15 protein-coding genes are annotated in these 16,829 nt (G+C 35.3%); 11 read left to right on the top strand and 4 right to left on the bottom strand.

Going from position 1 to position 16,829, the window contains the following annotated elements:
* Positions 1 to 94: 94 nt before the first annotated feature.
* Positions 95 to 2,557, top strand: a complete 2,463-nt coding sequence (locus tag ZPR_RS05730; RefSeq protein WP_013070685.1) for an alpha/beta hydrolase family protein — start codon at positions 95 to 97, stop codon at positions 2,555 to 2,557.
* Positions 2,558 to 2,785: 228 nt separating this feature from the next.
* Here ZPR_RS05730 and ZPR_RS05725 read toward each other — a convergent pair whose 3' ends face one another.
* Both ZPR_RS05725 and ZPR_RS05720 read right to left on the bottom strand, forming a co-directional pair.
* A complete protein-coding gene (locus ZPR_RS05725; RefSeq protein WP_013070684.1) occupies positions 2,786 to 4,093 on the bottom strand; it encodes an ABC1 kinase family protein in 1,308 nt (435 codons plus the stop codon).
* Positions 4,094 to 4,145: 52 nt separating this feature from the next.
* Positions 4,146 to 4,820, bottom strand: coding sequence for a TetR family transcriptional regulator C-terminal domain-containing protein (locus ZPR_RS05720; RefSeq protein ID WP_041579676.1), 675 nt, complete (start codon positions 4,818 to 4,820; stop codon positions 4,146 to 4,148).
* Positions 4,821 to 5,045: 225 nt separating this feature from the next.
* On the opposite strand from ZPR_RS05720, the gene htpG reads away from it, so the two are divergent.
* Both htpG and ZPR_RS05710 read left to right on the top strand, forming a co-directional pair.
* Positions 5,046 to 6,929, top strand: a complete 1,884-nt coding sequence (gene htpG / locus ZPR_RS05715) for a molecular chaperone HtpG (protein ID WP_013070682.1) — start codon at positions 5,046 to 5,048, stop codon at positions 6,927 to 6,929.
* A gap of 121 nt (positions 6,930 to 7,050) precedes the next feature.
* The gene (locus ZPR_RS05710) at positions 7,051 to 7,872 is read left to right on the top strand and encodes a hypothetical protein (RefSeq protein ID WP_041579675.1); all 822 of its coding nucleotides are present in this window, start codon (positions 7,051 to 7,053) and stop codon (positions 7,870 to 7,872) included.
* 80 nt (positions 7,873 to 7,952) lie between these two features.
* Here ZPR_RS05710 and ZPR_RS05705 read toward each other — a convergent pair whose 3' ends face one another.
* Positions 7,953 to 10,175, bottom strand: coding sequence for a tetratricopeptide repeat-containing hybrid sensor histidine kinase/response regulator (locus tag ZPR_RS05705; RefSeq protein WP_013070680.1), 2,223 nt, complete (start codon positions 10,173 to 10,175; stop codon positions 7,953 to 7,955).
* A gap of 142 nt (positions 10,176 to 10,317) precedes the next feature.
* Here ZPR_RS05705 and ZPR_RS05700 point away from each other — a divergent pair, with 142 nt between their 5' ends.
* Together ZPR_RS05700 and ZPR_RS05695 are read left to right on the top strand one after the other, a co-directional pair.
* Entirely contained in the window at positions 10,318 to 10,677 is a 360-nt protein-coding gene (locus tag ZPR_RS05700) for a DoxX family protein (RefSeq protein ID WP_013070679.1), read from the top strand.
* A gap of 1 nt (position 10,678) precedes the next feature.
* The gene (locus ZPR_RS05695; RefSeq protein ID WP_013070678.1) at positions 10,679 to 11,257 is read left to right on the top strand and encodes an alpha-ketoglutarate-dependent dioxygenase AlkB family protein; all 579 of its coding nucleotides are present in this window, start codon (positions 10,679 to 10,681) and stop codon (positions 11,255 to 11,257) included.
* 50 nt (positions 11,258 to 11,307) lie between these two features.
* On the opposite strand, the gene ZPR_RS05690 is transcribed toward ZPR_RS05695, so the two are convergent.
* Entirely contained in the window at positions 11,308 to 12,087 is a 780-nt protein-coding gene (locus ZPR_RS05690) for a S1/P1 nuclease (RefSeq protein ID WP_013070677.1), read from the bottom strand.
* A gap of 124 nt (positions 12,088 to 12,211) precedes the next feature.
* Here ZPR_RS05690 and ZPR_RS05685 point away from each other — a divergent pair, with 124 nt between their 5' ends.
* The 6 genes from ZPR_RS05685 (at position 12,212) to ZPR_RS05665 (ending at position 16,780) form a co-directional block, all read left to right on the top strand.
* Positions 12,212 to 13,072 carry an SPFH domain-containing protein gene (locus ZPR_RS05685; RefSeq protein ID WP_013070676.1) on the top strand — a complete coding sequence of 287 codons (861 nt, stop codon included), beginning with the start codon at positions 12,212 to 12,214 and terminating at the stop codon, positions 13,070 to 13,072.
* Between the two features lie 8 nt (positions 13,073 to 13,080).
* On the top strand, positions 13,081 to 13,560 hold the full coding sequence (locus ZPR_RS05680; RefSeq protein ID WP_013070675.1) for a hypothetical protein: 480 nt from the start codon (positions 13,081 to 13,083) through the stop codon (positions 13,558 to 13,560).
* The gene (locus tag ZPR_RS05675; RefSeq protein WP_013070674.1) at positions 13,557 to 14,459 is read left to right on the top strand and encodes an alpha/beta hydrolase; all 903 of its coding nucleotides are present in this window, start codon (positions 13,557 to 13,559) and stop codon (positions 14,457 to 14,459) included. Before ZPR_RS05680 ends, ZPR_RS05675 begins: the two co-directional genes overlap by 4 nt.
* 3 nt (positions 14,460 to 14,462) lie before the next feature.
* A complete protein-coding gene (locus tag ZPR_RS22875; RefSeq protein WP_013070673.1) occupies positions 14,463 to 14,633 on the top strand; it encodes a type II toxin-antitoxin system antitoxin in 171 nt (56 codons plus the stop codon).
* On the top strand, positions 14,633 to 15,448 hold the full coding sequence (locus ZPR_RS05670; protein WP_013070672.1) for a Cof-type HAD-IIB family hydrolase: 816 nt from the start codon (positions 14,633 to 14,635) through the stop codon (positions 15,446 to 15,448). The genes ZPR_RS22875 and ZPR_RS05670 overlap by 1 nt, the downstream gene beginning before the upstream one ends.
* A 66-nt stretch (positions 15,449 to 15,514) precedes the next feature.
* Positions 15,515 to 16,780 carry a DUF819 family protein gene (locus ZPR_RS05665; protein WP_013070671.1) on the top strand — a complete coding sequence of 422 codons (1,266 nt, stop codon included), beginning with the start codon at positions 15,515 to 15,517 and terminating at the stop codon, positions 16,778 to 16,780.
* The last annotated feature ends 49 nt before the right edge of the window (positions 16,781 to 16,829 follow it).

The following is a 16,829-nucleotide window of genomic DNA, read 5'->3' as shown; positions in this document are numbered from 1 at the left end:
CAAATATCTAAATATTAAAGATTGCAATATAGGAAAGATTAACATTTTACAGAATACCTTATATTAGTGCAACAAATATTCTAAAAACTCATTCATGAAAAAACAAATTATCACATGTTTTCTATGTATTGCTGCTTCTTTTTTTAGCAGTTATGCTCAGGAAAATCTTACATACCAAAAACCTCCAAAACCTATCCTAGACTTAGTAGATGTTCCTTTGGCACCAGGAACTTATATAAACAGTAAAGGAGATTTAATGCTATTTCTTTATCGCGATCAATACAAAACTATTGCAGAATTAAGTGAAAAGGAATTACGCCTTGGAGGATTAAGAATTAATCCGGCAACTAATATTAGTAGCCGTGCCCGCTATTTTACCGATATAAAAATAAAGCCTGTAAAAGATAACGAACCTACAAATGTTACCGGGTTACCAGAAAATCCAAGAATCGCAAATCTTAGCTGGTCACCAGATGAAAAGAAACTGGCTTTTACTCAAACTACAAACACCGGAGTAGAATTATGGGTTATAGATATAAAATCTGCCAAAGCTAAAAAACTTACTGATGCTTCTTTAAATGCTAATATGGGTAATACCATTAACTGGTTTAAAGATAGCGAAGCTATTTTAGTAAAAATGCTCCCAAAAGATCGTAAAGAACTTATAGATGAGGCTATGGCAGTCCCAACCGGTCCTACAGTTAGTGTAAGTGATGGTAAAGAAGCGCAAAACAGAACCTATCAGGATTTGCTAAAAGATCCTAATGACGAATATAATTTTGAGCAGTTAGCACGCTCCACTTTATTCAAAGTAGATCTAAACGGAAATAAATCGCAATGGATGAAAGCGAATATGTATGATGATATTAGCTTTTCTCCAGATGGGGAATATATAATGATTAGCCACATTAAAAAACCTTTTTCTTATCTCGTACCTTATTACAGATTCCCTACAGAAACCAACGTTTATAAAAACGACGCCAGTTTAGTAAACATGGTAAACGATGTACCTTTATTAGAGGATTTACCACAAGGTTTTATGTCTACCCAGAAAGGAAGAAGAAGTCTAAACTGGCGCGCAGATAAACCGGCAACCTTAGTTTTCGCTATGGCTTTAGATGGCGGTGACCCTGCAGTTGAAGTTGATCATAGAGATCAGGTATTTATGCTGGACGCTCCTTTCAAAGGTGAAGGAAAAGCCTTCTTAAAAACAATTAATCGCTACAGCGGTATTATTTGGGGAAATGACGAAACAGCAATCGCCATGGATTATTGGTGGAATACAAGAAACAGCAAAACATATTTAATTGATCCATCAGGTAATAATAAAGGTCCTAAGATTTTATTTGACAGAAATTATCAGGATGTTTATAGCGATCCGGGAAATTTTGTTACGCATAAAAACAACTTTGGAAGATCTGTTTTAGAATTGGATGGCACCGATGCTTATCTCATTGGCGATGGATTTTCAGATAAAGGACAGTATCCATTTATTGATAAGATTAATCTGAAAACTGGAGATACCGAGCGTTTGTACCAATCCATATTTGAAGATAAAAAAGAAAGCATTGTAGAAGCATTAGATATCGATAAAGGCGAAATTCTTGTAAGAATCGAAGCTTCTAGCGAGTATCCTAATTATTACATCAGAAATATTAAGAAAAAAAATGATCTTCAACAAATTACCAACTTCGAAAACCCTTTTAAAAGTTTACAGGATGTAAGCAAAGAGGTAATTACCTATAAGCGTGAAGATGGTTTAGAACTAAACGGAACACTATATTTACCTGCCGGTTACGATAAAGAAAAACCTGAAAAGTTACCAATGATTATGTGGGCCTATCCTCGTGAATACAAAGATAAAAATTCGGCTTCACAAAATACCAGCAACGCAAATGACTTTACTTATCCTTACTATGGTTCTCCTATTTACTGGGTGAACAGGGGCTATGCCGTATTGGACGACGCGGCTTTTCCTATTATCGGTGAAGGTGATGAAGAGCCTAACGACACCTTTAGAAAACAATTGGTAGATAATGCTGCTGCTGCTATAGATGCCGTAGACGAAATGGGATATATAGATCCAGATCGTGTTGCCGTTGGCGGGCATAGTTATGGCGCTTTTATGGTTGCCAATCTTCTATCCCATTCCGATTTATTTGCTGCAGGAATTGCAAGAAGCGGAGCTTATAATAGAACTTTAACGCCTTTTGGTTTTCAAAGCGAAGAACGGAATTATTGGGAAGCTCCAGAAGTGTATTATACCATGTCTCCTTTTATGCATGCAGATAAAATGAAAACGCCGTTATTACTAATTCATGGAGAAGCCGATAATAATTCTGGGACTTATCCCATGCAAAGTGAGCGTTATTTTAATGCCTTAAAAGGTCTTGGTGCTACTGCCAGGCTAGTTATGCTACCAAAAGAAAGCCATGGATACAGCGCAAAAGAATCTGTACTACATGTGCTATGGGAACAAGATGAGTGGTTGGAAAAGTATGTAAAAAATAAACCAAAAAACACAGTAGAAGCAACAAAGGAAGAAATTCAGGATTAAACTAAAATAAATCCATCACGATTATAAAGCCTTCTGAGAAATTTCAGGAGGCTTTTTTAATCAAAACATTGGGGATAATCCACAATCTATTACCGCAAAACCTTTTCAAAATGTAGGGACATACTTATAATTACCAGGATCGATCTGTTAATGATACCAATAAGAAAAGCGCAATTTCGAAGAATGAAATCGCGCTTTTCAACCTAACCAATAAATCAAAATATTAACCTACAAGTAATCTCGAAATCTATTAATTTCTACCTTAGCTTCCAGATCATGTAGTAAATTATAAAGACCAAAGAATGTCCTGTTGATATAAAGGAAATGCTTACTTCCGCGATTTCCGTTCATCTTTCTTAGTTCCTCATCCTTACTATATTTTTCACTCAATTTACTAATAGCATCCCAAAATCCTCTATCTGAAAAATCGAAAGTTTCAGAGTGAAACGGACTGGTAAAAAGACTCAACATCTGATGGAATAATTCTGAAAAATACTTAATCTCATTTTCAGTATCATCTTCCCTTAAAATTTCGAGTTCGTATAACTTTTCGTTAAAGAACTCAGGGTTGTCTATATTTTCTTTTTTCGCTAATTCAAAATAAGGTACGTAGAAATCGTCTGGAACTTTTTTAATACACCCAAAATCGATCGCAATTAAATTTCCCGCTTTATCTACTAAAAAATTACCCGGATGAGGATCGGCATGCACTTCTTTTAATCCATGCATCTGGAACATATAAAAATCCCACAATGCCTGCCCAACCTTATTCGCTTTTTCCTGATCTTTATTGTCTTTTACAAATTCACTTAGATGCTGACCATCCATCCAGTCCATCGTAATAATTCGTTCGCTGGACAATTTTTCATAATACTGCGGAAACTTAAGATTAGGAATATGCTTACATGCTTCTGAAATTGCTTTACTCTGCTTTATTTCCAACACATAATCGGTTTCTTCTAAGAGCTTCCCTTCTACCTCCTTAAAATACTTTTCTGAATCTTTACCTTGTAAATTAAACATCCTTATAGCAATGGGTTTCACCATGGCTAAGTCTGAACTTATACTATCAGCCACCCCGGGATATTGAATTTTCACAGCAAGTTTTTTCCCATCTTTTATTGCCCGGTGCACCTGCCCAATACTCGCAGCGTTTACAGATTGCGAGGTAAATTCGTCGTATAAGTCCTCAGGATAATTCCCATTATACTTCTTAAAAGTTTTACGTACTAATGGAGCCGATAATGGCGGTACGCTAAATTGTGCTAAACTAAACTTCTCTACATAAGCACTGGGCAACAAGCTTTTCTCCATCGAAAGCATTTGAGCAACTTTAAGCGCACTACCTTTTAAACTTTTTAGACCATCGTAGATATCATTGGCATTATCACGATCCAAATCATCACGTGTAAGCTCTTTATTAAAAGCTTTTTTACTATAATACTTTAAATAATTCCCTCCAATTTTAGCTCCGGTTTGCACCAATTTACTGGTTCGGCCAATTTTGCCGGTAGGAATTTTATCGATTGATTTCATCTAATTTTTTTTATCGCCTTTCGGCCTTTTTCATAGCAATTTTTACAACAGATCATTTAGCCATTTTCTGTTTGTAAAGAAATTTTCCGAAATCAACAACACGTTCTAATGGTGTATTATCAAAAACATCGAATACTGTATTTACTGATTTTTCGATCGCTACATCTGTACTTTCAAATTGTGCAGAGTTATCATCCATCCAAAATTTTAATAAGAATAACAATTGGATCCAGGCAGCTTCAGAGAAAATCTCTTCAGGTTGCTGTAGAAATTTCAGGGTCTTATCCTTATTTCCTTCCGCAACCAGTCCCTTTGAAAAATGCTTTACATTTTTACGTAAACCTTTTAACTGTTCCAGGTTCTTAATTGGGGTTGGATCTTTTTTCAATGTGAATAAAACATAACTTCTATTAGCAGTTAACACTTCAAAAAAAGTATAATAAAAAGTGAGCATTTTTTCCCGGTTAGTAAAACCTGGGTATTCCGGGCTTTTCTCAATTACATTCACAGTATTTAGATAAAACTTCTCCCAAATTCCTTTCTCTAAGCCTTCAAAACTTCCGTAAAAGTTATAGAATTCTTCTTCCTGAAGTTTATTCTCCTTACAAAATTTATAAACTGTCTTAGGGGCATGTTCATTTTCCAGCACATAATCCATATAAAGACTTATCAATCGATCTGAATCTAACTTCTTATTTGCAGTAGTTGCTTTCTTTGTCGTCGCCATATTTTCTTTTTCTCTTTTCCAAATATAAGTATTGTTTAACTTATATTTAATTTCATTAAACAAAATATTTGTTAAAAATTCAACATGTCTAATTTTTGACATTCAAATAATTAGACGCATAATCATTGAATTAATTACAAGTCTTATGCCAAGATGACAGCAAAACTGTAATGGTATTTTTTTTGGTTACTAAAAACCGAAATTGATAATAAAAACTAAAAATATATGGCAACTGGAAAGATTAATGTATCTGTAGACAACATTTTCCCGCTGATTAAAAAATTCCTTTACAGCGATCACGAAATTTTCCTAAGAGAGTTAATTTCTAACGCTACCGATGCAACTCTAAAACTAAAGCACCTTACCAATATTGGTGAAACCGATGTGGAATACGGAAATCCTGTAATCGACATCAAAGTGGATAAAGAGAATAAAAAAATACATGTGATCGATCAAGGTATCGGGATGACGAAAGAGGAAGTTGAAAAGTACATTAACGAAGTAGCTTTCTCTGGAGCTGAAGAATTTCTTGACAAGTATAAAGATTCTGCTAAAGACAGTGGAATTATTGGTCATTTTGGTCTTGGCTTCTATTCCGCTTTTATGGTAGCTCATAAAGTTGAAATCATCACCAAATCTTACAAAGATGAGCCAGCAGCTCATTGGACCTGTTCTGGAACAACAGAGTTTACGCTGGAAGATGCTGATAAGCAGGATCGCGGTACAGAAATTATTCTGCACATAAATGAAGATGATGAGGAGTTTTTAGAAGAAAACCGAATTGAAGAATTATTGGTGAAGTATAATAAATTTATGCCAATCCCAATTCGATTTGGAACCAGGGAAGAAACCCTTCCACTTCCAGACGATGCTCCTGAAGATGCAAAGCCAGAAACCAAAACGGTAGACAACATCATCAATAATCCGGATCCTGCATGGACCAAACAACCAACCGATCTGGAAGATAAAGATTATAAAGATTTTTATCGTGAACTGTACCCAATGCAGTTTGAGGAGCCTTTATTCCACATTCACTTAAATGTAGATTATCCTTTTAATCTTACCGGGATTCTTTATTTCCCAAAGATGTCTCAGGATATGAACATGCAACGTGATAAAATTCAGTTATATCAAAACCAGGTTTTTGTTACTGATAATGTGGAAGGTATTGTTCCTGAATTTTTAACCATGTTACGTGGGGTTATTGATTCTCCTGATATCCCATTAAATGTTTCCAGATCTTATCTTCAGGCAGATGGGGCAGTAAAAAAGATCTCAAGTTATATCACCAGAAAAGTTGCTGATAAACTAAAAGCGCTTTTCAATAATAATCGTGAAGATTTTCAGGAAAAATGGAATGATATCAAAGTTGTTATCGAATATGGTATGCTAACCGAAGATAAGTTTTACGAGAAAGCGCAGAAGTTTGCTTTATACCCAACCATCGATAACGAATATTACACCTTTGAAGAGTTAAAAGAAGCGATAAAAGATAATCAGACTGATAAAGATGGTAATCTGGTAATTCTTTATGCTTCTAATCAAAATGAACAGCACAGCTATATTGAAGCTGCTAAAGATAAAGGTTATAAAGTAATACTTTTAGATTCTCCTATTATTTCTCACCTGCTACAAAAATTAGAATCATCTGAAGAGAAAATCACTTTTACCAGAGTCGATTCAGACCATGTAGACAATCTGATTAAAACAGATGAAGAGAAAATCTCTAAATTATCAGACGATGAAAAAGAGAAATTAAAAGGTGACTTCGAAAAAGTAGTCCCAAAAGAAAAATATACCATCCAGATGGAAGCGATGGATAGTAATGCTGCTCCGCTTATGATCACACAGCCGGAGTTTATGCGCAGAATGAAAGAAATGCAGCAAACCGGTGGTGGTGGCATGTTTGGAATGGGCAATATGCCAGAGATGTATAATCTTGTAGTAAATACCAATCACCCACTTACAGCTGAAATTTTAAGTGCAGAAAAGGAAACACAACAACGTTTGATAAAACAATCTTTAGACCTTGCCAGGCTTTCACAAAACCTGCTTAAAGGTGAAGAATTAACAGCATTCATTAAGCGTAGTTTTGAGATGGTAAAATAGTTTTAATATTATTTATATTTATAAAAGCGTCATTCTAAAATCGAATGACGCTTTTTTTTTAATTGAATATTTTATATTGAAAGTTTTAATCAGAGATTCCTACTAAAAACAAAATATGAAAATGAAAAAGCTACTCCTACTTTCTGCTATCGTACTAATTTATGCTTGTAAAGATAAACCTGAAAAAATGACGCCCGAAGAAAAAATAATGACTGAACCTGATGGTGGCATTGGCAAAGGTGCTACTTCCCCAGTAATGCAATTTCCTACCGATATAGAAAAAGCTCATCATAAAGCAAATTTTTTAGAACATAAAGCAGTTCAATTTGATATTATTTTACAATTTGGCGGGAAAGAACGATTAAACGCTAAAATTACTACCTTAACCAATTCCGGAAAAATTAAAATTGAAAAGAAGGATAGTACCTTCTTAAGTTTCGACGGAGACAAAGCCTGGATATATCCTGCCAGCCAAAATTATGACGGAGCAAGATTCGATATGTTTACCTGGCAATATTTCTTTGCCCTACCTTTTAAACTCACCGATAATGGTACCCAATGGGAAATGCCAGAACAGCGCATTTTGGATAGTACAAAAGTAACATCTGCCCGACTAACTTTTGGAAATGACATAGGAGACGCTCCAGACGACTGGTATATTATTTATCAATCTGAAGATCAAAAACTCGCCGCTGCCGCTTATATCGTAACCCTTAACAAAGAAGTACAAACAGCAGAAGCTAATCCTCACGCGATAAAATATCACGATTATAAAATGGTAGATGGGGTTCCTTTTGCGACAAAATGGACCTTCCATAACTGGTCCAAAGAAAACGGAATTGAAGACGAAATAGGAGAAGCAAAAATATCGAATATTGAGTTTATCAATACTGATTCTAACTTTTTTAAAGCAAGGCAAAAAGCTAGTGAGATAAAGAAGTAAGTAAGCAGCAATAAAGATTTAAAAAACCGCTATTAAATCTTTAATGCTTTTAATCAATTAAAGCAAACCAGTATATACTATTAGGAGGTTACCGGTAGGATATTCCTATAAATTACCCGGTAAAATTGTTGTACGTCATAAGGTTTTACGATAATATCATTCATCCCCGCGCTATGTATTTTTTCTCTAATCTCCTCTACCTCAACAGCAGTTAGTGCAACGATTGGAATGACTTTATTAAAATTTCTAATCTTTTGGGTGGCTTCCATTCCGGTTATACCTGGCATATTTACATCCATTAATACTAAATCGAAAGTAGCTTCCTTTACTTTTTTAATAGCCTCATATCCATCTTGAGCAATTTCACAAACAAATTTTTTTTGCTCTAAAATTCGCTTGGTTACCACCTGGTTAATCCGGTTATCATCAACAATTAAAATACGATGTTTTGATTTTAAATGCCAATTATCGGTAATGTCCTCTTTTAGATCTTTAACTTTGGTAACTGGCACCCCAGCCTTTTCCTGATCTTTTTTAAAGTTAAGCACAAAACTAAAACAAGAACCCTGATGCTCTTCACTTCGTAGGTGAATATCCGACTCGAATAATTTCAGCATTTTCTTTACAATCGGTAAACCTAATCCTGTTCCCTGATAATTATAATTAGAAGGTTTTAGTTGTGAGAACTCTTCAAAGATTTCCTTTTGCTTGCTTAATGGAATTCCTATGCCATCATCTTCAACCTCAATTTTAATATTATAAGCCGCTTCTGTAGTATCGATCACGGTTGCGCGAATCCAGATATTGCCACGCTCAGTAAATTTTAATGCATTTCCTACAAGGTTTACCATAATCTGAGAAAACCTAACAGAATCTCCCAACAAAAATTGCGGGATATTTTGATCAATTTCAAGATGAATCTTATTTTTATTCTGAAGCCTGGTAAATTCCAGCGTTTGCATAATGCTTTGCAGTAATTCTCTAAAATTAAAAGAAACTGACTCTAACTTGACTTCTTTAGCTTCCATCTTATTGATCTGAAGTACATCATTGATTAATGCCAATAAATAATCTGCTGAAAATTTCAGAGATTTTAAATCCTTTTGGTGCTCCTTTAACCCCTTATCATCGAGCAACAAAGAAGTTAACCCTATTACACCGTAGAGTGGTGTCCTTAATTCGTGACTAACCGTAGAGAAAAATTGTGTTTTTAAATTAGACAGTCGCTCTGTTTCCTCTTTCGACTTTCTCAGCTCCTTATTTTTTTCCTGTAATTCTGTAATCAATATTTTACGAGAGCTGTTAATACGGTTTAGAAAAATTAAGATGATAAATAGTATGATCGCAGCTACAATTAGCAGAATGAGCTTTTCGTTAGATTTGGCTATAATTTTTTCCTGATAGTTTTTTTGCTGTTTGGCCAGTTCTAAATTTTTCTGGTACTCGTTTATATCAAATCTGGTATTTGCAGCCTGAATTTGGGCTGTATTAGTATGATCAAAAATTTCAGACTCATATTCATGTTGCCTTTTAAGGGCTTTAAAGGCTGCTTTAAATTCACCTTTTCTAAAAAGCAATTCGGCATACCATTTATAAGTTTCAGCTCCCTCGTAAATTAGGCTATCCTCATCTACGATTTTTGTTGATCTTTCAAAATACACTTTAGCAGAATCCAATTGATTTGATTCCAAAAAATACCTTCCGTATAACATATCTAACTCTGCATCCAGATAACTACCATGCACACGTTTTAAAACTCCTTTCGCACTGTCTAAATATGGTTTTGCGATTGGCACTCGATTTTTATCAAGATAAGTCCAGGCAATATTGATATAAGGCGCCACAAGCTCTTCTTGATTGTTCAGTTTTTTGGCAAGATCGATTACCTTTTTATAATTATAAATTCCCTTTTGATAATCTTCTTTACGTTCTGAAAAAATATTTCCCATATTATTGTAAGACCACATAATAAGGGTATCGTTTTGCGTAGCTTTGGCAAAAACTAGAGATCTTTCATAATGCGTTTTTGCCCGCATTGTATCGCCCAGCTCCTCATAAGCTACCCCAAGGTTATTATGGCCGTGATACAAAAAATAATTACTTTCTACTAACTCTGCCAGTTCAATTAAACGCATAGAAGTCTGGATACCTTCATGGTAGTTATAATCGTTAAATAAAGTAATAGAATTATTAAACAGGCTTTCCAGGCTATCTTTACTAACCTTTTTATCCTGAGCACTTAATGGCTTAACAATAAAAATAAAAAGAAGTGAAGAGAAAAAAAGATTTTGTATCAAGCTCACAGAAAATAGTTAGCAATGTCCAGCAGAGAAAATTAATTTATTTAAGCTAATTAAACAAAAAAAGTACTAAACCGTCTAAAATAAGTTTCAAAAATATTAATATTAGAGTCAATAAGGTTATCTTCCTTAAAAAAATTATATCATGCAATATCCATGGCATCTTTATTTAATGGGCATCATGTATACCATCGCAGGGATAAATCATTTTATTAAACCAAAAATGTACATGAAAATAATGCCGCCTTATATCCCCTACCATCTTAACATGGTTTATTTAAGCGGCGTTGCAGAAATCATTTTGGGAATAGCCGTTTGTTTTGCGCTAACGAAAGATTATGCAATTTACGGGATCATTGCCATGTTATTGGTCTTTTTTAGTGTCCATTTTTATATGCTTTCTTCTCCTGAAGCCGGTGCTGGTTTACCAAAATGGATTTTAATACTTCGAATTCCGCTACAGTTTTTGTTAATTTGGTGGGCATGGTTTTATTTGAAATATTAAAATGAAAGAAGAATTTACGCTGCCACAAGCAAATTTAATTTACAAACCTAACTTCTTACAACCTGATATTGCAGAGAAAGTCTTTCACACACTTCACTCTCAAACTAACTGGATTCAGGAAGCAATTAAAATATTTGGAAAAGAAATGATGCAACCACGCTTAACACATCTTTTTGGAGAAAAATCATATACCTACTCTAATATTACAATGAATCCCGATCCATTCCCTGAAATCCTTCAATTATTGAGAGAGAAGCTCGAAAACTTTACAAATAACAGATTTAACGTTTGTCTGGCCAATTTATACCGCGATGGGCAGGATAGTATGGGGTGGCATAGCGATGATGAAAAAGAATTAGGTATAAACCCTGTAATCGCTTCTATAAGCTTAGGTGGAGCGCGTATGTTTCATCTTCAGCATAAAACAAAAAAGGAGCTAAAACAAAAACTTGTCTTAGCTCCTGGTAGTTTATTAATTATGGCAGGAGAAACCCAGCATTTTTGGAAACATCAACTTCCTAAAACAAAAAAACAGGTTACCCCAAGGATCAACCTCACTTTTAGGCAAATTATAGGTTAAGGAACCTAAGTAAAAGTTCGGCAGATATTAATAGTAAAGTTTTTTGCAACTTAATAAATCTCATTTAGAATTTTAGCTAAACGAATCCCCCCTTTTTGCAATTGCAGCCTTACGGTAGGAAACCATTCATACATATACGCGTAGCTAAGATCATCATCCTCTTCTACAGATTTATATAGCTGCTCAGCTAAATCCCTGCTTTCATAAACCCAATCCAATACGTCACCGTCCTGAATCGCTTTTACCTGAATCTTGCTTAATTCATCCCTATTTTCAGCAAGTTCGGTATAGCTCATCTGGTAAGAATCGATCATCTTACTATCCCAAACGCTATGGATATTGGTCTTTTTTCCAAACCATTTTACATCTATTCGGTTTCCACCCAAATCTGAAGCGTGCCCTACGTGAAACGGCTGATGAAGGTCACCTACAAAATGCACCAGCATTTTTAAATGAAACTGCTTGTCCTCTTTGCTGGAATTTTTATCCTTTAAAACGGCTATACACTTTCTAATTCCCATTATGAGGTCACCATCTTCACTAGCGGTTTCTGGATCATATGCAGTAGCCTCCGGATCTATATTCACATAATGCCATGAACTGTATTTTCTATAAGCAGGATCACTTTTTATATCGTCACCATGATTTGCTACAAACGCCAAACTATGACCATTTAATAATTTATTAATAGCTTTTTGTGCTCTTCTAGAAAGATGTGCCTGTGCAATTTCCCCAGTAGTTCGATGTCCCGTTTTTCCCCATTCATTATCTTTTGCAAAATTTATTTGACTTATAAATAGTGCCACAAATACAATCAATATTCTTTTCATTCCAGATAAATTTTAGGGCAAATATAACCAAGCTCAGGTAAATTAAATGTTAAACATCGACTCCATTTATATTCAATTCAATATATTTATGATATCCATTTAATATCAATTAAAATTACTAATTATGACACAGGAAAAATCTTCATCACCCTCAAATGGGTATTTTATGCTATTCATTTTTATCATATTATTCTTCGGAAGCATTTTTGGGCTTATAGCATTAAAAACTACCTGGTTTATTCTTGGAATCGTACTGGCGATTTTTCTTGCCCCGGGTTTTATCCTGGTAAACCCTAATGAATCCCGTGTCCTCCTTTTATTTGGAGACTATCGCGGAACTGTGAAAAAAAACGGACTATTTTGGACGAATCCCTTTTATACTAAAAAGAAAATTTCCTTACGCGCCAGAAACTTTGATAGTGAGCGATTAAAAGTCAACGATAAACTTGGAAATCCTGTGATGATAAGCACCATTCTGGTTTGGCGTGTTAGGGATACGTACAGAGCTTCTTTTGATGTTGACAATTTTGAAAATTTTGTGATAGTACAAACCGATGCTGCCGTTAGAAAACTGGCAAGTATGTATCCATACGACAATTTTGCCGACGAAGGCTTAGATGAAGATATCACGCTTAGAAGCAGTATGAACGAAGTAAGCGATGCTTTGGAAAAAGAATTGGAAGAGCGCCTTGAAATTGCCGGGATAGAAGTACTAGAGGCACGTATTGGTTATTTGGCCTATGCCAATGAGATTGCTAGCGCCATGCTTAAAAGACAGCAGGCAACGGCTATTGTTGCTGCCCGTCATAAAATTGTTGAAGGAGCAGTTAGTATGGTTGAAATGGCTTTAGATGAATTAGGAAAAAAAGAAATCGTGCATTTAGATGAAGAACGCCGTGCAGCAATGGTAAGTAATTTAATGGTCATTCTTTGCGGTGACAAAGATGCTTCGCCTGTGGTAAATGCCGGAACGCTAAATCACTAATTTAATTTATGCGAGTATTTAAAGAAGAGCAACGATTTACACAGTGGTGGCTTATCCTAATATGTTTAATTTCGGGGATTGGTATTCTTCTAAGACTGCTTTCTATTGAAGACTTTTCAGAAAACTTATCAATAGGTAAACTGATTGGACCTATTGTTGGTTTATTGGTATGTGTTGGCATTCTCTTTGTAAAACTGCATACAAGAATCGACAAATTTGGAATTCAGGTTTGGTTTAGCCCTTTTAGCTTTACTAAAAAAGCATTTAGCTGGAAAGATCTCGAAACTGCCCATACCAGAAAATACAATGCATTTAGCGAATTTGGTGGCTGGGGAATTCGGGTTTTTAGAAAGCACAAAGCTTATAATGTAAAAGGCGATAAAGGAATTCAGTTAAAAACCAAAGAGGGGAAATACTTTCTTGTTGGAACGCAGCAATTAAAAAACGCAGATCGCGTAATTAATAGATATTTTAATATTCAGGAATGAAAAAATTTGTTTTCATATTATCCATTTTCAGTATCAATTTTTGTTTTGCTCAGTTTGAAGATAAAGATATAGAGATCAATAAATATGTTCACGGAACCTTATGCCTTTCTACTGAAGAAACTGATATTGCCGCAGTAATTATTCCAGGGTCTGGCCCAGCAGATCGTGACGGTAATAGTCCTGCCTTTAATAACCATTGTTTAGAAATGCTGGCGCATGGTTTAGCTAAAAATAACATTGCCAGTTTTAGGTACGATAGAAGACTCTTAAGATTAAAAGAGCTCCAAATAACGACAGCCAATCTTTCGTTTGATGATTTTATTGAAGATGCCATTACCGCAGTAAACTATTTAGAAAATTCATTAAATTATAAAAAGATAGTGGTTATTGGCCATAGCCAGGGTTCTTTAGTGGGAATGATTGTGGCTAAAGATCGTGCTTCAGGATTTATTTCTATTGCAGGGCCTGCAAATAAAATAAGCGAAAAAATAGCAGTACAACTTAGCAAAAAATCACCCGAACTGGCTAACACTACAAGAGCAAAATTTAAGGAGCTACGAGAGACCGATACCATAAAACAAATAGAGCCCTTTTTAACAGGTATATTTAGACCATCCTTCTTGCAATTTTTAAAATCCTGGGATCAATACGATCCTAAAGAAGAAATCCAAAAACTGGATATTCCCATTTTAATTGTAACGGGAACTAAAGATATGCAAATAAGCCCTAAAGATGCGGAAGAATTAAAAGCTATGGTAAGTAATGCCGAATTATTACTTTTGGAAAACATGACCCATATTTTAAAATATGATACCGAAACGAGGAAAAATGAAGAGGGAGAATTAGTTTTGCATCCAGATTTGGTTCCTGCATTAACAAAATTCATCCAGGAATTATAGAATATGAGCAAGAAAAAAGCATTTGCATTACGGGTAGATGAAGACATGCTAAAAGCTGTTGAGAAATGGGCTTCAGATGAATTTCGAAGCACCAATGGGCAGATTGAGTGGATGCTAAGTAAATGTTTAAAAGAAGCAAGTAGACATCCTAAAAATAAAAACAAAGAAAACTAATGAAGTATAAAATTGTCTTTTCAGACATCGACGGCACACTTTTAAACAAAGAAAGAGAACTTTCTCCGCTTACCATCCAAACAATAAAAGAAGTAAAAAAACAAGTCCCCGTAGTATTAATTTCGGCAAGAATGCCAGATGCCATGTATCACCTTCAGGAAGAACTGGATATTAGAGAATCACCTATAATCGCTTATAACGGCGGGCTGGTTTTAGTAAACGACCAACCTATTAGTTCTGTAGAAATCCCCATGGATATTTTAAAAGCAATCCACCAATTCAATACTGAAAATAATTTAAATGTTCATTTAAGTTTATATTATAACAATGAATGGTATGTACCTCAAACAGATTTTTGGGCCCAGCGTGAAGAAAATAATACCAAGGTAAGTCCACAAATAAAGTCGAATGCTGAAGTGATTGAAAAATGGACTACAGAACATAAAGCACCGCATAAAATTATGGCGATGGGCGAACCGGAAAAAATTGACGAGATCAGTGAATTTTTATCCAAAAATTATAATGATGAACTTCATTTTTACCGTTCTAATAAAAACTACCTTGAAATCGCCAATAAGAAAATTTCAAAATTCTCTGCAATTGAATATTTGTTAGCACACCATTTTAATATTTCTAAAGAAGATACTATTGCTTTTGGCGATAATTATAATGATGTAGAAATGATTGGAGGCGTTGGTATGGGCATTGCCGTGGCGAATGCTCGCCAGGAAGTCCTGGATGTTTCTACAGCAGTTACTGCCAATGCCAAAGAAGATGGTGTTGCGCAAAGTCTCCAAAAATTATTTTCATTATAAATTCAATACAAAACTAAAATTAGGCAGGTAGAATATAATTTGTATTTTGCTTGCAAATCTAATTCTATGGAAGAAATGCCGGTTTTTACAAACGATGCAGTAGTCTTTGGACTGCTAATGATTTCCCTTGGTTTTGTCTTTTATACCTCATCGATCAAAACAGGATTTTGGGCGAAATTTTATAAAATCGTTCCCGGTGTATTAATGTGTTATTTAATTCCGGCAATTCTCAATTCCGCAGGTCTAATTGATTCTTCGGTTTCTAACCTGTACTTTGTAGCTAGCAGATATTTGTTACCCGCCTCTTTGGTTCTAATGACTTTAAGTATCGATTTAAAAGCAATTTTTAATTTAGGGCCAAAAGCTCTAATCATGTTTTTTGCGGCTACAATCGGAATTATTATTGGTGGACCGATCGCGATTTTACTAATTTCTGCTGTTTCTCCAGATACTGTTGGAGGCGCAGGCTTCGATGCGACCTGGCGTGGTTTGTCTACCCTTGCCGGTAGTTGGATTGGCGGTGGTGCCAATCAGGCAGCCATGCTGGAAATTTATCGATATAATCCCGAAAAATATGGAGGGATGGTTTTGGTAGATATTGTGGTAGCTAATCTTTGGATGGCTATCGTTCTATTAGGGGTTGGAAAAAGTGACCGTATCGATAAATGGCTTCAGGCAGATAACTCGGCGATAACCCAATTAAAGGATAAAGTTTCAGCCTATTCAGAAAGTGTAAAACGCATTCCCAGCCTGGCCGATTTTATGATCATACTTGCTTTGGCATTTGGTGCTGTGGGAATTGCGCATTTTGGGGCCGATGAAATTTCAAGTTTTCTGGTAAGCACTTTTGATGTCTTCCAGGATAAAAAAAGTTCCCTTGCTTCATTTTCTTCAGAGTTTTTCTGGATGATCACCATTGCTACGGCTATAGGTATCCTGCTTTCTTTTACAAAATTCAAGCAATACGAAGGTGCCGGAGCTAGTAAAATAGGAAGTATTTTTATTTATATTCTGGTAGCTACTATAGGAATGAAAATGGATTTAGGGGCTGTATTCGACAATCCGGGATTAATAGCAATTGGCCTGGTTTGGATGACAATACATGTGATCATTTTATTGGTAACCGCAAAACTTATAAAAGCTCCATATTTTTTCCTTGCCGTGGGAAGCCAGGCTAACGTTGGTGGTGCCGCATCAGCACCTGTGGTTGCTGCTGCTTTTCATCCTTCATTAGCTACGGTTGGTGTATTGTTAGCGGTATTTGGTTATGTGGTAGGAACCTACGGCGCGATATTATGTACTATTTTAATGCAACTTGCCTCAGGAAGTTAAATAAATATCCAAAGTAAACTATCTTAGGGCCAGCCAATGGGAGCATTTA

This window comes from Zunongwangia profunda SM-A87 (assembly GCF_000023465.1).
Taxonomy (GTDB): domain Bacteria; phylum Bacteroidota; class Bacteroidia; order Flavobacteriales; family Flavobacteriaceae; genus Zunongwangia; species Zunongwangia profunda.
Note: the sequence above shows the minus strand (reverse complement) of the source record. Positions and strands in the feature narration are given on the sequence as shown.